Origin of the sequence: Paraburkholderia sediminicola, assembly GCF_046026675.1 — a bacterium.
Lineage (GTDB): Bacteria > Pseudomonadota > Gammaproteobacteria > Burkholderiales > Burkholderiaceae > Paraburkholderia > Paraburkholderia sediminicola_F.
The window spans coordinates 1,964,116-1,986,591 of sequence record NZ_JAQQEY010000002.1; the positions used below are offsets into that span (position 1 = coordinate 1,964,116).

Below are 22,476 nucleotides of genomic sequence, written 5' to 3' on the forward strand. Positions count from 1 at the left end.
AATCAGGACGGACATCATGAGCATCGAGAAACGCACTATCGGCAAACCGGCCCGCTCGCGCGGGGTGGCTATCGCGCTTTCGGTCGGGCTTGGCGCGCTGGCGCTGCTGCTGGCGCAGCGTATGGCATTTTCGTCGGAAGCAGGGGTTGTCATTGCGCCGCCCGCAGTCGACGAACCGATCTCCGCCGCAACCGCGCACGAAGAAACCGCCGTATTCGCGGGCGGCTGTTTCTGGGGCGTGCAGGGCGTATTCCAGCACGTGCGGGGCGTCACGAAGGCGGTGTCAGGCTATTCGGGCGGCCAGCGCGACACCGCACAGTACGAGACCGTCAGTGGCGGCGAGACAGGCCATGCGGAATCCGTACAGGTCACGTTCGACCCTACCAGGGTCACCTATGGGCAGTTGCTGCAGGTCTACTTCTCGGTGATTCAGGACCCAACCGAGTTGAACCGCCAGGGGCCGGACAGCGGCACGCAATATCGCTCGGCGGTGTTCCCGCTGAATGACACGCAGCGGCACGTCGCGCAAAACTACATTGCTCAACTCGAGAAGGCGCATGCCTTTCCGGCGCCGATCGTCACGAAAACCGAGCCGTTCAAGGGCTTCTATCCGGCCGAGTCCTACCATCAGAACTACCTGACGTTGCATCCAAACTCAGCGTATATCGCCATCAACGACATGCCGAAGGTTGCCAACCTGAAGCGTCTGTTTCCGAATCTCTATCGCGACAAGGCGGTGCTGGTCGAAGCGGCGCAGTAAAAGGGCGAGCGCCACGCCGGCGGCTATCTTCCCTTGCCGGCGCCGCATCGCGCAGCGCCGGCCACTCTTTTTTGTGGTTGTATTCTGCCTGTCATCATCGCCACGGCGCGCTTGCCGGCGTCCGTCGGTCTGTCCTTCCGCTTCTCCGACCCGATCCGAGCCGACACTCCGGTGACCAGGCCCGCATTTTGCACAGCAGTGTGCGTCGGCGAAGCGTTCGCACGTAACTGTTCATACAATTACCCAATTGTCGGGGCGGCATCAGGATCGAACAGGGCGTTTTGCCGGACAATGCGTGTCGTCTGCTGAAAAAATTACATGCCGCGCGTAGCAATGCGGCGGTTGCCCGGAGGGTATGCAATCCATCACGGATCTCGGGCGAGAACATAAACCTCTTCGCGATACGCGAGAAACGGAGGCTTCTGGTGTTGATCAGCCGTAGAAAGCGGATCGGCAAGATCCGCAATAAACAAACAGGCATAGCGGCAACATCTCTGGTCGCCGTGACCCTCGGCGGTATTGGCATTCTGCCGGCTTCGGCCTTCGCCCAAACCCCTTCGCCATTGGGCGAATGGCAGTACTCCGTGGGCATTCCGCTGCAGAAGATGTGGCAGCCCGAAATTCCGGACTGGCAGGTACGCGTCGGCGCGGCGACGTCGTTCCAGCCACGTTACGAGGGGTCCGACCGGTATCACGTGATGGGCGGTCCAAGCATCGACGTGCGCTACAAGGATCTGTTCTTCTTTTCGAGCGGCGAAGGCCTCGGGGTTAACTTCGCGCAGGGGCAGAACTGGCGCGCGAGTCTCGCGGCCGTTTACGATCTCGGGCGTCGTGCGCACGACGATCCGCAGGAGTTGAACGGCCTCGGCAACATCAATCCGGCGCCAGGCGTCAAACTCTCCGGGGAATATGTCGTGTCGAAGGATTTTCCGCTCGTACTGCGCGCCGACGTCCGACGCTATTTCGGCGGTTCGAACGGCTGGATCGGCGATCTGGGCGCCTACATGCCGATGCCGGGCAGCACCAAAAAATTCTTCTGGTTCGCCGGGCCGAACGTGACACTCGCGGACTCCACCTACATGAACAGCTGGTACGGTGTGAATCAGAACCAGGCGGCGCACTCGCAATACTCGCAGTATCACGCGAGTGCGGGTTTCAAGTCGGTGGGTTTCGGCATTAGCGCGGTGTGGCTGTTCGACAAGCACTGGTTCGCCACTGCCGACGGCGCATTTGAACAACTGGTCGGCAGCGCGGGCAATAGTCCGATTACGCACACCAGGGCCACCGGTGTGGCCGATATCTCCATCAACTACCGCTTCTGATGCAGCGGTTCTCTATTTGACGGTATGGACGCAGGCGCGCGATTGAGGCGCGCCGCTTCTTTAGTCCATCAGTCTGGTCCAGCAGCCAATCCAATATGCAATCGAGTGCTCACGGGTACATCGCTTGCTGCCCTCTTCGGGTGCGTTAAACCGGACATTCCCGGTGCGCCCGAATGCAAGGAGCAGATCTCATGGCAGGAAAAACGAACACGCAGAAGCCCGCGGCGAAGCCCGGACACGCCAACGATCCGAAGTCGAAGGATCTCGAACAGTTCCGTGTCAGTCCCGAAGGTGAGGCGCTGCGAACCAATCAGGGCGTGAAGCTCGCCGACAATCAGAACACGTTGCGCGCCGGTCCGCGCGGCCCGTCGCTGCTTGAAGATTTCATCATGCGCGAGAAGATCACGCACTTCGACCACGAACGTATCCCCGAGCGTATCGTCCATGCGCGAGGCTCTGCCGCGCATGGTGTGTTCCAGGTGTACGAGTCGATGAGCGAGTACACCAAGGCTGCATTCCTGCAGAACCCGAACGAGCAGACGCCGGTCTATGTACGTTTCTCGACGGTGCAGGGCCCGCGCGGTTCGGCCGATACCGTGCGCGACGTGCGCGGCTTCGCGGTGAAGTTCTACACGCAAGAAGGTAATTACGATCTGGTCGGCAACAACATGCCGGTCTTCTTCATTCAGGACGCCATCAAGTTTCCGGACTTCGTGCATGCGGTAAAACCAGAAGCGCCGAATGAAATGCCGACCGGCGGCTCCGCGCACGATACCTTCTGGGACTTCGTGTCGCTTGTGCCGGAGTCCGCGCATATGGTGCTGTGGACCATGTCGGACCGCGCGATTCCCCGCAGCCTTCGCACCATGGAAGGCTTCGGTATTCACACGTTCCGCTTCGTGAATGCGCAAGGAAAGGGGCGTTTCGTCAAATTTCACTGGCGCCCGGTGTTGGGTTCGTATTCGCTGCTGTGGGACGAAGCGCAGAAGCTGGCCGGCAAGGATCCGGATTTCCACAGGCGCGACTTGTGGGAATCGATTGAACGAGGCGACTTCCCTGAGTTCGAGCTCGGCGTGCAGATCGTCGAGGAAAAGGATGAGCACAAGTTCGACTTCGACCTGCTCGATCCGACCAAGCTGATTCCGGAAGAACTGGTGCCGGTGAAAATCATCGGCAAGATGACGCTCAATCGCAATCCGGACAATTTCTTCGCCGAAACCGAGCAGGTTGCGTTCCATCCGGGCCACATTGTACCGGGCCTGGACTTCTCGAACGATCCGCTGTTGCAAGGGCGTTTGTTCTCATACACCGACACGCAGATTAGCCGTCTCGGCGGACCGAATTTCCACGAGATTCCGATCAACCGCCCGGTATGTCCGTTCAATAATAATCAGCGCGATGCGATGCACCGCCAGACGATCAACGTCGGGCAGGCCTCGTACGAGCCGAATTCGGTGAGTGGCGGCTGGCCGAAGGAAACCGATCCGGCGCCGTCGGATGGTGGCTTCGAAAGCTATCCGGAACGCGTGGAAGGCAACAAGATTCGCGTGCGTAGCGAGTCGTTCGCCGATCATTTCTCGCAGGCCGCGTTGTTCTACAACAGCATGTCGGAGCCTGAGAAAGACCATATCGCCGCGGCTTACCAGTTCGAACTCGGCAAGGTCACCAAGCCGGAGATTCGCGCGCGCGTGGTCAACGAGATTCTGGCCAATTTCGATGCGGGGCTTGCCACGAAGGTTGCCGAAGGTCTCGGTTTGCCGGCGCCGAAGAAGGGCACGGCGAAGCTCAAGGGTACTAAAGCGTCGGCCGCGCTGAGTCTGCTCAATCGCGTGAAGCCCGGCATCAAGACCTGCAAAATCGCTTTGCTGGCTGCGCCGGGTTCCGATGGCGCGGTGATCAAGAAACTGCAACAGACGCTGCAAGGCGAGGGCGCGACGCCGATGTTGATCGCGCCGACCCTTGCTGCGATCGACGGTATGGCGCCGGACGCAACGATTGCCGGCTTGCCGTCGATCATGTTCGACGCGGTGATCGTGGTGGGTGGCGAGGCGGGCGCGAAGAAGCTGGCGCAATCGGGCGATGCACGGCATTTCGTGCTCGAAGCGTTCAAGCACCTGAAGGCGATTGCGGCCATCGGCGCAGGGCGTGACGTGCTGGCTGCGGCTCACCTGCCAGCCAATGCTGATGGTGTGGCAACCGGCGACGACAAGCAGGCTGCCGAGGTGCTGAAGACCTTCATCAAGGTGGCCGAACAGCATCGCGTGTGGTCGCGTGCCGCTCAGGCGGAGACGGTGCCGGCGTAGCCGCGTCATGGTTTAAGCAATCGGGTTGATCAAACAGAACTGGCCGGTGCGAACCGGCCAGTCTTTTGTGCGCTGAACAACCGGACTAATTCCCTGACCCTGCAACCCAAAACCACCTCACCCGCGCGAACTGTCGCGCAGATGCAGCCCCGCAGCCGCGGCGAAAAACCCCAACGCAGCGACACATACGCCCGGCCAGCCCCAATGCGCGAGCGCCGGCCCGGCGATGGTGGCGCCTGCCGCGCTGCCGACGAAAAAGAGCCCCGTGTAGAGCCCATTCACCCGACCACGCGATTCCGGCGCGAGCAGATTGATCGCGCGCCGGCCGAGCGCCTGATCGGCAATCACGCCACCGTCGATAAAGAATGCAGCCACGGCCAGCATGGCAATCGATGCGACGCGCGACACACCCGAAGTCAGCGCGAATGCCGCCAGCAGTGCGGCCGCGATGGCAACTGCATGAGCGAGCAGGGTTGCGGGCTTCGACCAGCCCCTGTCGCCGGCACGGCCCGCCAACGGTGCGATGAACACGCTACCGCCGCCGGCTAACGCGAAGAACGCGACGGAGGTGCTGTTCAACCCGAGCGGCGCACGCGTCAGGACAATGGCAACGCTGCTCCAGAACGCATTGAAGCCAGCCATGAGCAGGCCCTGATACAGCGCCCGCCGGCGCAACACCGGCTCATGTGCTACCAGTCGCACCATCGACGCCAATAACGCGGCATAGGGCGGCGCACCGACAGGGCGGCTATCCGGCAACCGTGGCACCACGGCGAGCGTAACCGCGGCGAGCAGCAGGGCATCGGCTGCGTAGAACGCGCGCCAGCCGAGTGCGCCACCAATCACACTGGCAAGCGGGCGCGACAACAGAATGCCGAGCATCAAACCGCTCATCACATTGCCGACGACCTTGCCACGCGAAGCCGGCGGTGCGAGCGACGCCGCTGCGGGCACCAGCATCTGCACGACACTCGACGTCACACCGACGGCGAACGATGCCGCCAGAAACACAGGCGCGAGCGGCGCGATGGCGGCCAGGGCGAGGCACGCGATCTGCGCGAACAACGTCGCCGCAATCAGAGGCCGATTGGGCAGGCGGTCGATTAGCGGTACGAGTCCGACGAGGCCGACCGCATAGCCTAACAGCGTCAATGCGGTGACGAGCGTGGTCCACGCGCCGAGATGCAGCGAGACATTAAGCGGGCCGATCAGCGTTTGTGACGCATACAGGGGCAGCACGGCGACCGCGACCATCGCGGCGAAGCGTGCGGTCGGAACGCTCTGTGCCGGCGGCGTGGCCGTTTGGGCCGCCGTCGGGCATTGAATCGTGGATGAGTCCATCGTCGGGCTACCGGTAAAGTCAAAGTGAATCGATGCTACTCTCACGTCAGACGAACACAATTCGCACTGAATTGGATACATCCTCACGAAAAACGGGAGAATCGCCGATGGATGCATTGCGCGATCTGGAAACTTTGGTGGCCGTGGTCGAGGAGGGCAGTCTGACGAACGCCGCGCGCCGGCTTGGCCGCTCATTGCAGGCTGTCAGCCGTTCGCTTCAGGTGCTCGAGCGCGCGCACGGATCGACCCTGATCGTGCGAACCACCCGCACTTCGCAGCCGAGCGAGGCCGGTATGCGTTTTTACGAGCGTGTCAAAGGCGCGTTGACCGAACTCGAACTGGCGCGTACCGAACTCGCGGAGGAATTACACAGGCTCACCGGGCGTTTGCGCATCAATTCGCCTACGCTGTTCGGACCAAAATTCGTCGCGCCGCTTGCCGCGGAATTTTTGCAACGTCATCCGCAACTGGCTTTGTCGCTCGATCTGAGCGACGAGTATCGCGATCCTGCAGAGACCGGCGCGGACGTGACGATCCGCATTGGCGAAATACCTGATTCACGGCTGGTGGCGCGACGGATCGGCACGCTTCGGCGGGTGGTGTTCGCAGCGCCGGCTTATCTTGCCGAGCGCGGCAGACCATCACATCCGCGGGATCTGGCGAGACACGATTGTGTCGTTCGAACGGGCGCGCGGCATCCCGTGCGGTGGGTGTTTATGTCGCCGGACGGCAACGAAATTGCGGTGAACGTGGCGGGGCGCTTTGACAGCAATCAGGTTGCGGCGGTGAATGCGGGCGTGCTGGGTGGTATGGGGGTTGGGATCGCTGCGTTCTGGCAGATTCAGGAGTGGATCGAAGCAGGCAAGGTCGAGGTTTTGCTCACGGATTTTCCGCTGACACCTTTGCCGTTACATGCGATGTGGACGAGGACGCGGCGGCTGCCACAGCGGACACGGCTGTTGGCCGATTTCCTTGCCGTCAAGTTGGGGGCGTTGTAGCTTTATCGCCCGCCGAAGGGTTTGCGAGGGCTCGGCGGCGTGAGCGGATTTCGCCGTGAAGGCAGAGCAGAATCAGGTGCAATGCTTCATTGTGCTACGCTTGCCAGACCAAACTCCACGTAGCGTGACCTCGCCATCATCATGCGTTCCTGGCGCATATCCACACCGGCCCGCAGCGGGCACATCAACACGTTGCGTGTTACCGACCTCGTCATGTCGATCTCACATGACGACCCGGACGCGCTTGCTGCAAGCATTCTGAAAACGGTTGGCGACACGCTTCCCGTGTCGCAGTGCACGATTTTCGCGTACGAGTTTGATGCGAGGCCACGTACCGTCTCCGCCGCCGACCATCGCGGCGGCCGCTTTCTCCGTGATGTCGCCGATCGCTACGCCACGCACTTTTATGCGCTCGACGGAAACCGCGCCATCGTCGGCCGCCCGCAAGCTAAGCAGGCGCACGAGGCGTTAGTGCTGCATCAGCAGCAAAGCGAAGAAATCGAAAACGAAGCCTACCGCGCCGCCTGCTACGCGCAGCCCAACGTGTCCGACCGGCTGTCGCTGCTTTTGCAACCCATGGAAAGCGTCTGGCTGTCGATCAATCTGTATCGTGACAGCGCGTACGGCATGTTTCAGCCAGGCGAACTGGAACATGTGGAAAGCATGGCGCATCTGTTTGCGCATGCTGCAAAAAGCCATTACGCGCTCAACGGGCAACATCAACAAGGCGCAACAGCAGCGATGCTGGCACGGGTCAGACGTGCCTGCCCGGCGCTGACGCCGCGCGAGATCGACGTGCTGCGAGGCACGCTCGAAGGCGCAAGCGCTACCGAGATCGCAGAGCAAATGGGCGTCAAGGCCACCAGCGTGATTACGTATCAGAAGCGCGCTTACGCGCGGTTGGGGATCTCGAGCCAGCGCCAGTTGTTCGCGCTATGTCTGCTGCCTGAGCAGTCTTGAGCCGACGCGCCGAAATTGCAGCCGTAGATTAACCGCTATGCAGCCGAAGATCGGCCAAAGACTGCCGAAGTGCCATTGAGCCCGCGTTGAGAAAATCATCCGCGCTTTGCCCGCGCGTCGGCCTGCGTCTCACGATCCCAGCGCTTCAACCACGGCATGATGAATTCCGCGAATCCGTCCGCGGGCGGTGACAGCGCACGTTCGGTCGAGCGATACACGCACACTTCACGAATCGTTTCAGGATCGACGATCCGCTTCATCACCAGCCCGAAGGTTCGCGCGAGCGGCGCAACATAGGCGGGTGCGAGCGTCACGGCAAGCCCCTGCGACGCCAGACCGAACGCCGTCGTGACGTTGTCCACCACGTCCACCGGAATGATGCGCGCCTCCACCGGCAGATTAGCCAGCATCTGTTCGACTGCGCGCTCGTGGTCGCGGCCGGTGGCGACAATCGGCACGCCGCGCAGGTGCTGCCACTGCACCCGGCGCCGCGCGTTCAACGGATGCGTCGGCGCGCACCACATCACCCACGGGCTCGCGAAAGCCGGATCGCAACGCACCCGCGTGCCGCTCTGACGATCCGGGCCGATCGCGAGATCCACGTCGCCGCTTTCCACACGCTCCACCAACTGTTCGACCACGGTGTCGCAAATGCGTACGACCACCTTCGGTTTGTCGCGCGCATATTCGGCGATGGCCGCCGGCAGCGCGGTCGCCGCGAGCACCAGCGGCGCGCCGACTCGCACGATGCCGGCCGCGCGATTGCGGATGTCGTCGGCGGACTGGGCGGCGGCGCGCACATAGCGCAACACCGATTCGGCCGACGACAGGAAATCCTGCCCCGCGCTCGACAGATTGACGCGCCGCGTCGTACGGTCGAAGAGGCGAAAGCCCAGTTCCGTTTCCAGTTCGGCCAGCAACTGGCTGACCGCCGATGAGGTTAGCCCGAGCCGTTCCGCCGCGGCGCCGATGCTGTGCAAATCGACGATGGCGAGAAACGCTTCGAACTGACGGATGGTGACGCGTGTGAGTGGCATCAGGCGATTCTAAAGAAAAACTTACGAATCGTGAAAAATCGATTGATTGTGTGGAGCGAGCCACTGGCCGACACTTGCCCCAATCGACGCGATGCAGGAAACCCGCTTAGACTTCCGTCTCGCCCACGCTGCTGCGACCAGACTGCAATAGTCCACAGTCAGGGTATACGCAGACCGCAATCAAGCCGCATGCAGTGCTCCACTCAAGGAATTGCCATGTTCGACCACATTCCCGCCTATCCGGGCGACCCGATTCTGAGCCTGAACGAGGATTTTCAACTCGATCCGCGGCCCAACAAGGTCAACCTGAGCATCGGCATCTATTTCGACGACGCCGGCAAGTTGCCGGTGATGGACGCCGTGCGGCGCGCCGAAACTGCGCTGCTCGATTCAATCGGCCCGCGCTCCTACCTGCCAATGGCGGGCCTGCCGCTCTACCGCGACGCGGCACAGGCTCTGGTATTCGGTGCGGACAACGAAGCGCGTGCCGCGGGTCGGATCGCGACCTTGCAGACCATTGGCGGTTCGGGTGCGCTGAAAGTCGGTGCGGATTTTCTGAAGCGCTATTTCCCGGCCTCGCAGATCTGGATCAGCGATCCGAGCTGGGAAAACCATCGGGTGGTGTTCGAAGGCGCGGGCCTCACGGTCAACACGTATCCGTATTACGACGAACACACCGGCGGCTTGCGTTTCGCTGACATGCTCGACACGATCGGCCGCTTGCCGGAACAAAGCGTCGTGCTGCTGCACGCGTGCTGCCACAACCCGACCGGCGTCGATCTGAGCCCGGCGCAATGGGCGGAACTGGTGCCGGTATTGCAGCGCCGCAAACTGATTGCGTTTGTCGACATGGCGTATCAGGGTTTCGGCGCAGGCCTTGAGGAGGACGCCGCCTGCGTGCGCCTGCTCGCCGATGCGGGCGTGCCCTTGATCGCCGCGAATTCGTTTTCGAAGAACTTCTCGCTGTACGGCGAGCGCTGCGGTGCGCTGAGCGTGGTGTGCAAGAGCCGTGAAGAGGCGGCTCGCGTGCTCGGTCAATTGATGTCGACGGTGCGCGCCAACTACAGCAATCCGCCGACGCATGGCGCGCGTCTCGTCGCCAATGTGCTGTCCGACGCGTCCTTGCGTGCTTCGTGGGAAGCGGAACTCGCCACCATGCGCGAACGGATTCTCGCCATGCGCGGCACGATTCACGAGGGCCTCGCAGGCCGTGTCGACGAAGTGATGCGCGCACGTTACGTCGCACAGCGCGGCATGTTCACTTACACGGGTTTGAGCGAAGCCCAGGTCGAGCGTTTGCGCAGCGAATACGCTGTGTATGTACTGCGTTCGGGACGCATGTGCGTCGCCGGACTGAATGCGCGCAACGCCGGCTATGTGGCGTCGTCGATCGCAGCGGTGGTGGCGGGCGCATAACGGCTGTTACCCGCAACGGCTTGACGATAACGAGCGATAAATACGGAGACCTTGATGACGACTCTTGAAATGCCGACGGCGAGCCCTGCGAAGGCCGCCGCGATGCACCCCGACGAATGGCATGCGCGTGTGCAACTGGCCGCGTGCTATCGCATCTTCGATATGCTCGGTTGGACCGAGATGATCTATAACCACATCACATTGCGTGTGCCGGCGAGCGTGAGCGGCGGCGAGCGGCACTTCCTGATCAATCCGTTCGGCCTGCACTACAGCGAAGTGACGGCGAGCAATCTCGTGAAGATCGACGGGCAAGGACGCGTGCTCGACAACTCGCCGTATCCGGTTAACCCTGCGGGTTTCGTCGTGCATGCGGCGATTCATGAAGGTCTGGGTGATGCGCACTGCGTGATGCACACACACACCACGGCCGGCGTCGCGGTGGCGTGCCTCGAAAACGGCCTGGAGCAAACCAACTTCTATAGCGCGCAGTTGCATGACCGCATCGCGTATCACGACTTCGAAGGCATCACGGTGCATGCGGAGGAAGGGCCGCGTCTCGTCGAACATATCGGCAACAGGCAAGCGGTGATCCTGCGCAATCATGGCCTGTTGGCATGGGGTCACACGTTGCCGCAGACTTTCGCTATTCTGTGGACGCTCAACCGCGCGTGCGAAATCCAGATGGCCACATTCTCGATGGGCCGCGCGCGGCCGGTGCCGGAAGACGTGGCGATCCGCTGCTCGCGCGACTCTTTGCAATTCGATCCGCGTCACGGTGCGGGACAGGATGTATTCGATGCGCTGGTGCGGCGCGTGGATCGCATCGATGCGAGCTATAAGGATTAGCGCGAGGATTGACGCGGAAATTGCGGCAAAGATTGACCCGAGGCTTAACGCAAGGATTGAAGCAATGAAAGTAGGTATCTACGGTGCCGGTGCGATCGGCGGCTGGATGGGGGTGAAGCTCGCGCAGGCCGGCCACGACGTGAGCGTGGTGGCGCGCGGCGCGACACTCAGTGCTTTGCAGCAGTACGGCCTGCGTCTGATCGAAGGCGGCGAGACGCACGCGGTGAAGGTGAAGGCGAGTGAACAGCCGGCGGATCTCGGTGTGCAGGACCTCGTCGTGGTGGCAGTCAAGGGTCCGGCGATGGCGTCAGTGGCCGCGCATATTGCGCCGCTGCTGAGCCCACAGACGATTGTGCTGACAGCCATGAACGGTGTGCCATGGTGGTTCTGCGATGGGCTCGGCCGTGATTTCGCCGGCAAACGGCTCAAGTCGATCGATCCTGACGGTGCGATCGCAGCCGCGATTCCGACTGCGCAGACAGTGGGCTGCGTGGTGCACGCCAGTTGTCTGATCGAGGCACCTGGCGTCATCAGGCATCACCAGGGCAATGGGCTGATCGTCGGCGAGGCGTCGGGGCAAGCGAGTGAACGCGTCAAAACGCTCACCGCCGCGCTGGCCGCAGCGGGCTTCAACGCGTCGTTGTCGGAGCAGATTCAGCGCGACGTCTGGTACAAACTGTGGGGCAATATGACCATGAATCCGATCAGCGCCATCACCGGCGCGACCACCGACCGGATTCTCAGCGACGAACTGGTGCGCAACTTCGTCACGAGCATCATGCTGGAAGCGAAGGAGATCGGCGCGCGCTTCGGTATTCCGATCGAACAGGCGCCGGCGGATCGTCACGAGGTCACGCTCAAACTCGGTGCGATGAAAACCTCGATGCTGCAGGATGTCCAGGCGGGCAAGGCGGTCGAACTCGATGCGCTGGTGGCTGCGGTGCGTGAACTGGGGCAGCTTACCGACGTGCCGACACCCTACACGGACGCCTTGCTCGGGCTCGCGCGTCTGCATGCGAGTACGTTGGGGTTGTATCCCCGGCAGTGAAGGTTGTTCCGACTTCCGAAAAGAAGCCGCCCCACGTAAGCAACGGGGCGGTTTTTTTCGTCTTATGTTTCGAGTCTTATGTGCTGGGCTTTCCGCATCACGCAGTCACTGCCGAAGCGGCTGGCAGTTTCGCCGCTTCGATCAGCGACAGCGCTCGCTGCGTGTCGCCGAGTTCCGTCATGCACAGTAGCGCAAGACGGGCCAGATATAAGGGCGCTTGCGCTTCGCCTTCAGCGGTCAGTGTCTTGCAGAGCGTCGTGTAGACGAGGTCGAGTTCGCTATCGGTCATGGTGTGGATTCCTCTTGCGTCAATTCGTCAGACTGGCCGTCACGGCGCTTTGCACGTCCGTCGCATTGCCGTTGCGCCAGCGGGCGAGCACATGACCGTCCGGCCTGATCAGATAGACGGTTCCCGGCGTGGCATCGAGCATCTCATGCAAGTGTCCCGCCGGATCGACCACATGCGGCACGGTGGCGTGCGGTGCGTCGCCTGTGACCAGCGTGATCGCTTTGAACGGAATGCGATGTTCGCCGAGCACATGGTGCAATTGCTGCCATCCTTCGTCTTGCGCCATGTCCACGCCGAAGCGAAGTGCGGTGAAGCACGACTCAAGCAGATCGGTGAGATGGATATCCACTGCTACGCCGTCGCACATGCGCTGAAGTCGGCACTCCGGCAGTACCGTGCCTGGCGCCGGACCCTTGGCGAACGCGTCCGATGCAACGGCGGCGACCCGATTGAGTGGCGACTGGGCATACGCAATCGCATGAGTCTGCCGCGGATTGATCAGTGCCCGCACGGCCGGATGATGCGTGGCAAGTCCCAGGACTGCCTGGCGCATCAGCTCGAACGCGAACGAGGGCGGCGCCATGAATTCGGTGCTCTTCATGCCGTAGCTCAGGTTTTCACGCGCCGCGAACACGCGCTCGTCGCTGTAGCTGTCGAGCAGACGGTCCGACGCAATGCCGTTGACCACGCAACCGAGTTTCCAGCCGAGATTGTCGGCGTCGTCGATACCGGAATTCGCGCCGCGCACGCCGAAAATCGGCACGAGATGCGCGGCATCGCCCGCGAACAGCACCGGGCCGTGGCGGTAGCGTTCGAGCGTCAACGCGTTGGCCTTGTAGACCGTAATCCAGATCGGCGACCATTCGCCTGTTTCGCCCATCGAGTCGAGCACGCTCTGCACGCGCGGCATCACGTTTTCAGGCTTGACCGCGGCCTCGGGATCTTCATCGTCGCGAAGCTGGTAGTCGATGCGCCAGACGTTGTCGGGTTGCTTGTGCACCAGCACCGTCGAGCCGGGATTGGAGGGCGGATCGAAATAGGCGAGACGCTCAGTGGCGCGCTCGCTCTCCAGTTCGATATCGACAATCACGTAGCGTCCCTCGTACGTGGTGCCGGTGAGCTTGAGGCCGAGCGCCTCGCGAATTGTGCTGCGGCCGCCGTCGCATGCGACGACCCAATCCGTACGCATTTTCCAGGCGGTGTCGCCGGTGCTGAGGTCGAGCGTGGCGCCGTTGCCGGTATGTTGTTCAATACCGGTCACGCGGGTTTGCCAGCGGATGTCGATCAGATCGGCATGTTGTTCCACTTCGTCGAGCAGCAACTGTTCGATCTGGTATTGCGCGATGTTGATCATCGGCGGCAGCGATTGCTCGTCGTCCTGATGCATGGCGAAGCGGAATACTTCGGCGTCGCGGTAGAAGCTGCGGCCGCCGGTCCATGGCAAGCCCTTTTGCAGGAAGCCGTGCACGGCGCCGAGGCGTTTGAAAATCTCCAGGCTGCGGCGCGAGATGCAGATCGCGCGACTGCCGGTGCATACACCGTCGTCGGCTTCGATCAGCACTGAACGTACGCCCTGCCGAGCCAGCGCAAGCGCCAGTGTCATGCCTACCGGACCGCCCCCGACAATCGCTACGGCGCGCTGCACAGGGTCGCACCCGTCGACCAGCGGTGGCACCTCGCCCGCATAGTGCCGCGGCGTGAACGGATAGGGTTTGAAACTGCGGCTCATGCGTGTCTCCTGGATCTTCGTTGCCGATGGATTGCCCGCCGCGGCTTGAGTGCTCTCTGGAGGCGGTGCGAATCGATAGGTGAAGTATGGAGGAGGGGTGGTGGGTGGCTGTCCTCATTTTGGGTACAAGCACCGGGCGTTCCGGCGATAGAAAGGCCGCAGGGCGCTTACGCACCCTGCGGCCTTTCTGATCCGTGCAATGCAGACCGCGCAGACTTGCCTAATCTGCCCCGGCCAGATGCGACGCCTGGCGCGAGTGCTGGACGCTCGCTCCTACCCGGCATTCCTCGATCATCGCGCGGAACGTCGGCGCCGCGTGCGAAGCGCCGGTTGCACCCATCTCCGGCCCGCCTTCCGGTGCGTCGCCCACGCCGATCACCAGCGTCGCCCTCGGCCGCCATTCACGCGTGCGCCGCAGCATGTTGCGCAGATACGGCGGCGACTCCGGCGCGTCGAGCGAGATGATGCAGATGATCGGCGCGTCCTTGAAGCTCGGTTCGTCGGCATGCGCGCTGCGATAGCCCGAGTGCGTGGCCATCATCGGCGCGAGGCCCTGGCGTCCGAGCAATTGCACGGCGATCGCGGCGGTGACTTCATCGAATGCGCCGCGTCCCGGCACGCATAGCACCGACGTCTTGTCTGTTTCACGCTGCATCGGCGCACGGGCCGAAATGTGGCTGTCGTGCCGCTCCGAAAGGTCGGCCGTCGCCGATGCCGAGATTGCCCCAGCGGAGTCTGCCGGTTCCGTGCGCGACATGCGATCCGGCAGTCCATCGGCAATTTCCAGGTTTTCGACGATGTCGACCAGTGCGTCATTGATTCGCGCCAGTTGCTCGGGCATCAACACGCCGCGCATCGCATCGTTGCGCGCGAGTTTGAGGCCTTCCAGCGCGACATTGTCGTAGTAATCGATCAGGGACATCTCGCGCAGCAACCGCTCGGCTTGCACGATGGCTTCGTGTGGATCGTCCGCCAGAAGTCGCTGATAAAAGTTCTGTGCAGGCGTGAGAGCAGGCTGGTCGCCCAGCAGCACCGTGAGGAAGTTCAGACGGTCGGCGTAGCGGCCCAGTGTGACGACGCACAGCGTGAGCGGCGTGGACAGCACGAGGCCGATCGGCCCCCACAGCCAGCTCCAGAAAATCGCCGCCACGACCACCGCCAGCGGCGACAGCCCCGAGCGATGACCGTACAGCAGCGGCTCGGCGATCTGTCCGGCCACCACATCGACAACGATGAACAGGATCAGCGTATAGACCGCCATCGTCCATTGCGGCTGAATGGCGGCAGCGAGAAACACCGCCAGAATCGCGGCGATCCAGATGCCGATATACGGCACGAAACGCAGCAACGCAGCAATTACGCCGAACAGCAGCGCGCCCGGCACGCCGATAATCGCGAGGCCGATGGCGATGATCCCCCCCGCGCTGAGATTCACGCCCAGTTGCGCGACAAAATAGCGGCTCAGCCGCCCGGCGGCGTCGTTGATCGCGGTAGTGGTGCGGTGCAGGTCGCGCGAACCGAAAAGACTGATCAAACGGTCGCGCAGGTCTTCGCGTTGCAGCAGAATGAAGATCGTCACAACCAGCACGATGAAGGTGGTCTCGATCGGAGCAATGGCCGGTGACAGCGCACGTTGAGCGAGTTGCATCGGCGTGGGCGACGGCTCGTGCACTTCGACGGGCGTCGGCACAGCGGGTGCGTTGCGCGCGGCGCGTCCGGTGAGGCGCGGCGGGCTCGGCTTGCTCGGCGCGACGCGTTGCAGTGTGGCGGCGGCACGGCTCATCAGCGAATCGGCCCGGCCGACGGTTTTCTCCTGCACCGTCTCGATCTTTTGCTCGATCGCTGCCTGATACTGCGGCAGATCGCCCGCCAGTTGCACCAGTTGCGCTCCGATCAGGCCGCCGACGGCCAGCAAGGTAGCGAGAGCGAACAGCACCGCGATAAAGATCGACGGCAACTGGCCCATGTGCAAGCGCCGCAACGCCTGCACCAGCGGTGCGAGCAGAAAGCTGAGCAGCACGGAGAGCGTGATCGGGATCAACACCTCGCGGGCGAAGTACAGCGCGCAGACCACCACGACGCCGGTGATGACCGAGGCTAACCCATGCAGACTGGGCGTGCCCGGTGGGTATACGCGGTTCGGCCGCCCAGCTGGCGGTAACGATATTTTCATGGACAGACTTCTCGATGTTGTGGCGCTGACGCTTTTACTGAGGGTTCGCGCGGCTGGAACGGCGGCGGTCAGTTAAAGCGCCCGAGCAATTCATATGCCCGGATTGTAGGCGCTTTGTAGTGCGGCGGCCGTATCCCTTAGCCCATGTGCAAACGCAACAGCTCGAACAGCTGTGAGCTTGCATACAGCAGCAAGCCGATAAAGCCGCCCACAATCGTCCCGTTGATGCGGATGTACTGCAGATCCTTACCGATGTTCAACTCGATTTGCCGTGACATTTCGCGTGCGTCCCAGTTCTTCACTGTATCGCTGATGTGGCGCGTGAGGAACTGGGCAAAATCCGGCGCCATGGCGCGCGCCGCTTCTTCCAGGTGGTCGTTGAGCGACTGACGCAGCGCGGGGTCGTGTGCCAGTTCGCGGCCTACCCACTGGCCCATCGCCAACACCCGGGCGTGCAGGGCCGAATCGCTGCTTTGCAGATCGCGTTTGAGCCATGCGCGCAATTCACCCCACATGTCCTTCACGTACGTGCTGAGTGCCTCACCTTCCACCAGATAACGCTTCAGTTCCTCGCCTTTCTGCAGGAATGCCGGATCGCTCTTGAGTTTGACGATCAGCTTCTGCGCCGCGTCGTCGAATTTCTGGCGCAGCTGATGGGCAGGGTTCTCGCTGATCTGTTCGAGCATCCGGTTCACCGCATTGGCGATCGCCTCGGCGCCTTTTTCGCCGAGCCACGCAGACGGCAGGATCATCTCCATCTTCGGATATTCGCTCTTCACCCATTCGACGATGCGCTCAGCGATAAACTCGCGCGCCTGCGGTTCGCGTAACAGCGCCACGACCTGCTCGATGCCGGCGTCGAGCAGTTCCTGGTGACGGCCGTCTTTGGTGAGCGTGTCGAGAATCGAGCCCATGGATTGCGACAGATCGACTTTGGCCAGCACATCGCGCAAGGCGTCCTTGATGAAGACCTGGATGCGCACGTCGTCGGTCAGTTCGAGGATGCCGCCCGTCAGTTTGACCACGTAATCGCCCAGCCGCGCGGTATTGGCCGGTTTCGTCAGCCAGCCGGTGATGCTTTGCGCCGGGTCGTGTTTCTGGATCAGCCCGACCAGCGACGGCACGTCCAGAAATTTGTCCTGCACGAACACCGCGAGGTTGTCCGCGATCTTGTGCTTGTTCTTCGGAATGATCGCGGTGTGCGCGGAGACGATCGGGATCGGCACGCGGCGAAACAGCGCGACCACGGCGAACCAGTCGGCGAGCGCGCCGACCATGGCGGCCTCGGCCACCGCTTTGATGCCGTCCACCCAGAGGCCGCGCGGCATGAAGGCGGTCACGAGGAAAACGCAGGCGGCGGCCGCCAGCAGCAGTAGCGGGGTGCGCTTGGCCTTCTTCAGTTCGGTTTCTTTGTTCATCGGCAGCAGGGCAGCGGGGTTCTATCCGATTGGAATGGTGCGGTGCGGTTGGCGTGCTGGTCCAGAAACGCGAGTGTAGCGCCGCTGTTCCTGCCGTGTGGCGCGGCCCTCGGACATTCTTTGACCCGCAGGCGCGGTAACATGAGCGCCGAATGAACATTGAGTGACGATGCAAATGAACGGAATGGAGGCACAGTGATCAGGTTTCTGCACACCGCAGACTGGCAGATAGGCACGCAATTCGGCCAGTTCGAGCCGGACGAGGCCGCGCATCTCGCGGAAGCGCGCTTCGAGACCGTGCGCCGGATCGCTGAGGAGGCGGCGGCGCGCAAGGTCGACGCCGTGCTGGTCGCCGGCGACGTATTCGACCTGCAGACCGTCTCGGACACAGTGATCCGCCGCTTGTTCGGCGCGCTGCAAGCGTTCTCCGGGCCCTGGATCATGCTGCCGGGCAATCACGATGCCGCGCTGGTCGAGAGCGTGTGGACCCGCGCGCAGCGACTGAACTGCGTCGCACCGAACGTACGGCTGGTGCTCGAGCCCGGCGTGGTGACGCTCGACGCCTGCCAGTGCGCGTTGCTCTGCGCACCGCTCACGCAACGCATCACTTACGACGACACGACGGGCTTCTTCGACACGACGGAGACGCCGCCCGGCTATCACCGTATCGGACTCGCGCATGGCAGCGTGAGCGGGATTCTGCAGGAGGGCATCGATTCGTCAAATCCGATCGCCCCGACGCGTGCAGCGAGCGCGCGTCTGGACTATCTCGCGCTCGGCGACTGGCACGGTCACTTGCGCGTCGACGAACGCACCTGGTATGCCGGCACGCACGAGCAGGACCGTTTCCGCGCCAACGATCCGGGCTTCATGCTCGACGTCACGCTGGCCGAGCCAGGCGCCGTGCCGGCAGTTGAAGCAGTGCGGGTCGGTAAATATCAATGGCATCGTTGGGAGGAGGCGATCTCGGTATCGACCGACGTCGATTCGCTCAAACTGCGCCTCAGCGCGTTAGGCAGTCACGACGTGCTGCGGGTGACCGTAAGCGGCTCGACCGCGCTGGCCGGGGCCGAAGCCATTCACGTCGCGGTGGAAGAAGCCCGTGCGCGGGTGCGTGCGCTACGCGTCGATCTGAGTGGCCTGCAGGTGCTGCCCACCGCCGACGACCTCGCCGAACTCGGCGCGCAGAGCGGCTACCTCGCGAAGGTGGTGGCGCGTCTGCGAAGCTTGCAGGAAGACCCGCAGTCCGACCCGCAACAGGTCAAGCGCGCGGCGGAGGCGTTATTGCTTCTGGCGCGTTTTCAACGTGAACTGCCGCGCGAAGCGAGGTCCACATGAAGCTGGAAAGCATCGCGATTCAGGAGTTCAAGCAGTTCACCGGACGGCTCGTCATCGACGATCTGCAGCCCGGACTCAATCTGTTCACCGGCCCGAACGAGGCGGGCAAGAGCACGATCGCCGAAGCCGTGCGGGCGGTGTTTCTCGAACGCTACAAGGCTTCGCATCTGAAAGACCTGCTGCCTTGGGGCAAGGCGAGCGGGCAGCCGTCGGTTGAAGTGACATTCGACATGGACGGCACGGCATGCAGGTTGTCGAAGCAGTTCGTCACCCGGCAGCGCTGCGAATTGAAGATCGGTCAGGCGGTGTTCGGCGAGGACGAAGCGGAAGACAAGCTCGCCGCGCTGCTCGGTTTTTCGCGCGCTGCACGTGGGCCGCTAAAGGCGGAAAACGCCGGCGTCCCCGGTTTGTTGTGGGTGCAACAAGGCGGCACGCAGGAGATGCGCGATTCAACGGGACATGCTGCGCAGTATCTGCGCGATGCGTTGTCGCAACTGTCCGGGGGCAATGAATCGGCGGGTGAGGATGCGCTGATCTCGGCGGTGCAGCGCGAACTCCGGCAACTGCTCACGGCGCGTACGCAGAAGTCCACCGGCCCATTGGCCGAGGCCGAGCAGGCGTTGGCGGCGCTAATCGAAGAGCGCGACGAGCTGGAGCAGCAGCGCCAGCAGTTCGACGAGAACATCGTGCGGCTTGCCACGCAGCAGGAAGCCTTCGACGACGCGCAACGCAAGCGCCCCTGGGAGCTTCATGAGCAGAAGGCCATGCAGGCGCAACAGCGCGCCGATGCCGCGGCAGAACTCGAACGCAGTCTTCAGGGGCTCTCGCAATCGCTGCAGTTGAAGGACGCAGAGTTAGCGCTTTCGTTACAGCAGGAACAGGCGGCGACTGAACTCGAAGCCGCCGTTGCACGCGAGCGGCAGCAACTCGACGCCGCACGAGCCAATGTTTCGGCGGTTCAGAACGAACATGCGCAGGCTCAGGCGAGCGTGGCGAAATTTGAACAGGCTTGTGCCGATGCCAACCGCGCGTACGAACTGGCGAACGCCGCGGTAACCGCGGGCGATTTGCGCAGTCAGATCGCTCTGCACCGCACCGAGAGCGAGCGGCTCGAAGCGTCGATCGCAGCCGCCGGCAAGGCGAACGAGGCCGTGTTGGAGGCGACGCGCGCAGCGGCCGCGCTCGAGATCGACGGAGCGCAATTGAAGCGGCTCCAATCGCTCGATGCGGAATTGACCGTGCTGCGTGCGCGGACCGAGGCGGCGATGACGCGGATCGAATACCGGTTGAACGGCGCGATCACCGTCGGCGATGCGAAGGTGAGCGGCGAGGGCGTGCTGCGGCTCGACGAGGAGAAACTGATCGGTCTTGGCGAGCTCGGCGAGTTGCGCGTGATTCCGGGCGTTTCCGATCTGTCGGCGCGATTGTCCGAGTTGGCGTCGCTCGAAGCCCAGCATGCGCAGCTGTTGCAGACGCTGGGCGTGGCGTCGCTGGGTGAGGCCGAGGCCCGGCACGAGCAGTGGAAGATGCTGGTCGCGCAGCAGAAAAGCCAGGCGAAGATTCTCGAGGTGCATGCGCCGCAGGGTATCGACGCGCTGCGCGCTGCGTTGGCTTCGGCGGATGCGCGATTGCAATCGGCCAACGGACGGCTCGCAGCCTTGCCCGATGTCTCCGCCGCGCCACCGCTCGACGAGGCTCGCCGCAACGCCGACATCGCACGTGATGCGCTGGACGCCGCCAGAAATGTATTGGCGCAAGCGGCGGAGAAGCGGTCGACCGCTACGGCCACGACGGAATCGCTCGCCGCGCAACTCCAACGCAAGGAAGCGCAACTGGGCGACGAGGCGTTCTGCCGCAACCGCGCGCAGTGGCAGACGAAAATCGTTGAGCAGCGCGTGCAGGTCGAGGCGTTGAAGAAACAGCTTGAAGGACGAGCGCGCGAACTGGAAGCTGCGCGCCTTGACGATCCGGCAGCTGAGGCGAAGCGCTATCGTGCGTCGGCGGAACTCGCGCGTAACGAGCAGCACACGCGGCAACTGCGGATCGCTGAGTTGCGCAGTCAGCTTGAGACGGTCGGCGCGTCCGGGTTGGGAGAGCGTCTTGCGACGGTGAAGGCGTCGGTGGAACAGGCCACGCGGCGTAAGGAAGAACTCAGCTTGCGAGCAAGCGCTTTGAGTCTGCTCGATGAGGTGCTTGTCGACGAACGTGATGCGGCGGTGGCGCAACTGCGTGCGCCGTTGACCGAGCGGCTCGGGCACTATCTGAAGCGAATTTTCCCGCAGTCGACGATTGCGCTCGGCGACGATCTGAGTCCGGCGACGCTGGATCGTTATGGCCGCGCGGATACGCTCGATGCGTTGAGCTTTGGCACGCGGGAGCAGCTCGGTATTCTGACGCGGCTCGCCTATGCGGATCTATTGAAGGCGTCGGGTCGACCCACCCTGCTAATGCTCGACGATGCAGCCGTGCATACCGATGCGACGCGACGCGACGCGATCAAGCGGGCGCTGATCGATGCGGCTACGCGGCACCAGATTCTGGTATTCACGTGCCATCCGGAGCTCTGGGACGATCTGGGCGTCAGGCAGCGGGCGATTGAGGATTTGAAGGTGGCGGCATAGGGCGTCTTGCGACGCTTTGATTTCGGTGAATGACTCGGGAACGTCATGACTCAACTTTATCGCGGCATGGATCAAGCGGCGCTGCGTGCAGCCTACGACAACGTGGCAGCGGTGGCCGACGTCGCTGAGCGCATGCTCGGCTTTCAGGCGCGCAGCGCGGCGCTGTATGCGGCTGCGCCGTGCAGGCGTGATGTGGCGTACGGCCCGCTGCCCCGGCAACGTTTCGACTGGTTTCCGTGCGGAAAGCCTGACGCGCCTATTTTTGTGTTCATACACGGTGGCTATTGGCAGGCGCGCAGCAAAGAGGATTTTGCGTTCGTCGCCAGTGGCCCGCTGGGGTGCGGCTTTAATGTTGTGCTCGCGGAATACACGTTGGCGCCGGAGGCGTCGATGACGCAGATCGTCGGCGAAATCGATGCGTTGCTGGCGGCGCTGGCCGCTGATCACGATGGGCTCGGCACGCGTGGTCCGGTTTGCCTTGCGGGGCATTCTGCGGGCGGGCAGTTGAGTGCGCTTTATCGCGCACACGAGTCTGTCGTGCACGCCATGCCGATCAGCGCATTGGTGGACCTGGAGCCGATTGCGATGTCATGGCTCAACGAGAAGCTGCAGCTAACGCAGGCAGAGATCGGCGCTTACAGCCCGATGCGGCACATCGGCAAAGGTGTGCCGATGACTGTCAGCGTCGGCACGGCCGAGTTGCCAGAGCTGGTTCGGCATTCAGAGGAATATGTGGCGGCGTGTCGACAAGCGGGCGAGCAGGTGGAGTTTGTGCCGCTCGCCGGGTGTAATCACTTTACGATTCTTGAGGACCTCGCGCGGGCCGATGGGGTGCAAATGGAGGCGTTGGTGAGGGGGATGAGGCGAAAATAATGCG

General features: G+C 62.8%; 17 protein-coding genes. 11 read left to right on the plus strand and 6 right to left on the minus strand.

The genetic code is table 11. The annotated features are described in order from the left end of the window. The first annotated feature begins 16 nt into the window (after positions 1-16). From msrA to katE, 3 genes are all read left to right on the plus strand, one after another. Positions 17-760: a peptide-methionine (S)-S-oxide reductase MsrA gene (gene msrA, locus PQQ86_RS28500; protein WP_408274588.1), complete on the plus strand. Its 744-nt coding sequence runs from the start codon at positions 17-19 to the stop codon at positions 758-760. Positions 761-1,185: 425 nt separating this feature from the next. After that, positions 1,186-2,082 carry a MipA/OmpV family protein gene (locus PQQ86_RS28505; RefSeq protein ID WP_408274591.1) on the plus strand — a complete coding sequence of 299 codons (897 nt, stop codon included), beginning with the start codon at positions 1,186-1,188 and terminating at the stop codon, positions 2,080-2,082. A gap of 191 nt (positions 2,083-2,273) precedes the next feature. Then, on the plus strand, positions 2,274-4,385 hold the full coding sequence (katE, locus tag PQQ86_RS28510) for a catalase HPII (RefSeq protein ID WP_408274593.1): 2,112 nt from the start codon (positions 2,274-2,276) through the stop codon (positions 4,383-4,385). A gap of 117 nt (positions 4,386-4,502) precedes the next feature. Here the strand turns inward: katE and PQQ86_RS28515 are convergent, their stop codons facing one another. Next, complete coding sequence (locus PQQ86_RS28515; RefSeq protein ID WP_408274596.1) at positions 4,503-5,726, minus strand: MFS transporter; 1,224 nt, start codon at positions 5,724-5,726, stop codon at positions 4,503-4,505. Positions 5,727-5,833: 107 nt separating this feature from the next. Between PQQ86_RS28515 and PQQ86_RS28520 the strand changes: the two genes are divergently transcribed. After that, complete coding sequence (locus PQQ86_RS28520; protein ID WP_408274598.1) at positions 5,834-6,724, plus strand: LysR family transcriptional regulator; 891 nt, start codon at positions 5,834-5,836, stop codon at positions 6,722-6,724. A 141-nt stretch (positions 6,725-6,865) separates the two neighbouring features. Beyond that, positions 6,866-7,684, plus strand: a complete 819-nt coding sequence (locus tag PQQ86_RS28525) for a helix-turn-helix transcriptional regulator (protein ID WP_408274601.1) — start codon at positions 6,866-6,868, stop codon at positions 7,682-7,684. A 95-nt stretch (positions 7,685-7,779) separates the two neighbouring features. Here the strand turns inward: PQQ86_RS28525 and PQQ86_RS28530 are convergent, their stop codons facing one another. Further along, positions 7,780-8,721 (minus strand): LysR family transcriptional regulator, encoded by a 942-nt coding sequence (locus PQQ86_RS28530; RefSeq protein WP_408194758.1) that lies wholly within the window; start codon positions 8,719-8,721, stop codon positions 7,780-7,782. 216 nt (positions 8,722-8,937) lie between these two features. On the opposite strand from PQQ86_RS28530, the gene PQQ86_RS28535 reads away from it, so the two are divergent. From PQQ86_RS28535 to PQQ86_RS28545, 3 genes are all read left to right on the plus strand, one after another. Next, positions 8,938-10,137, plus strand: coding sequence for an amino acid aminotransferase (locus PQQ86_RS28535; RefSeq protein WP_408274605.1), 1,200 nt, complete (start codon positions 8,938-8,940; stop codon positions 10,135-10,137). A 54-nt stretch (positions 10,138-10,191) separates the two neighbouring features. Continuing rightward, a complete protein-coding gene (locus tag PQQ86_RS28540) occupies positions 10,192-10,983 on the plus strand; it encodes a class II aldolase/adducin family protein (protein ID WP_408274608.1) in 792 nt (263 codons plus the stop codon). Between the two features lie 64 nt (positions 10,984-11,047). After that, on the plus strand, positions 11,048-12,031 hold the full coding sequence (locus tag PQQ86_RS28545) for a 2-dehydropantoate 2-reductase (RefSeq protein ID WP_408274611.1): 984 nt from the start codon (positions 11,048-11,050) through the stop codon (positions 12,029-12,031). Between the two features lie 97 nt (positions 12,032-12,128). Here the strand turns inward: PQQ86_RS28545 and PQQ86_RS28550 are convergent, their stop codons facing one another. The 4 genes from PQQ86_RS28550 to PQQ86_RS28565 form a co-directional block, all read right to left on the minus strand. Continuing rightward, complete coding sequence (locus PQQ86_RS28550; RefSeq protein ID WP_408274613.1) at positions 12,129-12,320, minus strand: hypothetical protein; 192 nt, start codon at positions 12,318-12,320, stop codon at positions 12,129-12,131. A gap of 19 nt (positions 12,321-12,339) precedes the next feature. Further along, positions 12,340-14,049, minus strand: a complete 1,710-nt coding sequence (locus PQQ86_RS28555) for an FAD-dependent oxidoreductase (protein ID WP_408274616.1) — start codon at positions 14,047-14,049, stop codon at positions 12,340-12,342. A gap of 220 nt (positions 14,050-14,269) precedes the next feature. Further along, the gene (locus PQQ86_RS28560; protein ID WP_408274618.1) at positions 14,270-16,222 is read right to left on the minus strand and encodes an AI-2E family transporter; all 1,953 of its coding nucleotides are present in this window, start codon (positions 16,220-16,222) and stop codon (positions 14,270-14,272) included. Positions 16,223-16,359: 137 nt separating this feature from the next. Continuing rightward, complete coding sequence (locus PQQ86_RS28565; RefSeq protein ID WP_408274620.1) at positions 16,360-17,640, minus strand: DUF445 domain-containing protein; 1,281 nt, start codon at positions 17,638-17,640, stop codon at positions 16,360-16,362. A 195-nt stretch (positions 17,641-17,835) separates the two neighbouring features. Here PQQ86_RS28565 and PQQ86_RS28570 point away from each other — a divergent pair, with 195 nt between their 5' ends. From PQQ86_RS28570 to PQQ86_RS28580, 3 genes are read left to right on the plus strand one after another with little or no spacing between them, the layout of a single operon-like run. Further along, on the plus strand, positions 17,836-18,978 hold the full coding sequence (locus tag PQQ86_RS28570) for a metallophosphoesterase family protein (RefSeq protein ID WP_408274623.1): 1,143 nt from the start codon (positions 17,836-17,838) through the stop codon (positions 18,976-18,978). Further along, on the plus strand, positions 18,975-21,599 hold the full coding sequence (locus PQQ86_RS28575; protein WP_408274626.1) for an AAA family ATPase: 2,625 nt from the start codon (positions 18,975-18,977) through the stop codon (positions 21,597-21,599). Before PQQ86_RS28570 ends, PQQ86_RS28575 begins: the two co-directional genes overlap by 4 nt. 45 nt (positions 21,600-21,644) lie before the next feature. Then, the gene (locus PQQ86_RS28580) at positions 21,645-22,472 is read left to right on the plus strand and encodes an alpha/beta hydrolase (RefSeq protein ID WP_408274628.1); all 828 of its coding nucleotides are present in this window, start codon (positions 21,645-21,647) and stop codon (positions 22,470-22,472) included. Positions 22,473-22,476: the final 4 nt, after the last annotated feature.

Coding starts and splice junctions, on each gene's coding strand:
- msrA (WP_408274588.1), top strand. CDS start 17: ATGAGCATCGAGAAACGCACTATCGGCAAACCGGCCCGCTCGCGCGGG.
- katE (WP_408274593.1), top strand. CDS start 2,274: ATGGCAGGAAAAACGAACACGCAGAAGCCCGCGGCGAAGCCCGGACAC.
- PQQ86_RS28515 (WP_408274596.1), bottom strand. CDS start 5,726: ATGGACTCATCCACGATTCAATGCCCGACGGCGGCCCAAACGGCCACG.
- PQQ86_RS28520 (WP_408274598.1), top strand. CDS start 5,834: ATGGATGCATTGCGCGATCTGGAAACTTTGGTGGCCGTGGTCGAGGAG.
- PQQ86_RS28525 (WP_408274601.1), top strand. CDS start 6,866: ATGCGTTCCTGGCGCATATCCACACCGGCCCGCAGCGGGCACATCAAC.
- PQQ86_RS28530 (WP_408194758.1), bottom strand. CDS start 8,721: ATGCCACTCACACGCGTCACCATCCGTCAGTTCGAAGCGTTTCTCGCC.
- PQQ86_RS28535 (WP_408274605.1), top strand. CDS start 8,938: ATGTTCGACCACATTCCCGCCTATCCGGGCGACCCGATTCTGAGCCTG.
- PQQ86_RS28540 (WP_408274608.1), top strand. CDS start 10,192: ATGACGACTCTTGAAATGCCGACGGCGAGCCCTGCGAAGGCCGCCGCG.
- PQQ86_RS28545 (WP_408274611.1), top strand. CDS start 11,048: ATGAAAGTAGGTATCTACGGTGCCGGTGCGATCGGCGGCTGGATGGGG.
- PQQ86_RS28550 (WP_408274613.1), bottom strand. CDS start 12,320: ATGACCGATAGCGAACTCGACCTCGTCTACACGACGCTCTGCAAGACA.
- PQQ86_RS28555 (WP_408274616.1), bottom strand. CDS start 14,049: ATGAGCCGCAGTTTCAAACCCTATCCGTTCACGCCGCGGCACTATGCG.
- PQQ86_RS28560 (WP_408274618.1), bottom strand. CDS start 16,222: ATGAAAATATCGTTACCGCCAGCTGGGCGGCCGAACCGCGTATACCCA.
- PQQ86_RS28565 (WP_408274620.1), bottom strand. CDS start 17,640: ATGAACAAAGAAACCGAACTGAAGAAGGCCAAGCGCACCCCGCTACTG.
- PQQ86_RS28575 (WP_408274626.1), top strand. CDS start 18,975: ATGAAGCTGGAAAGCATCGCGATTCAGGAGTTCAAGCAGTTCACCGGA.
- PQQ86_RS28580 (WP_408274628.1), top strand. CDS start 21,645: ATGACTCAACTTTATCGCGGCATGGATCAAGCGGCGCTGCGTGCAGCC.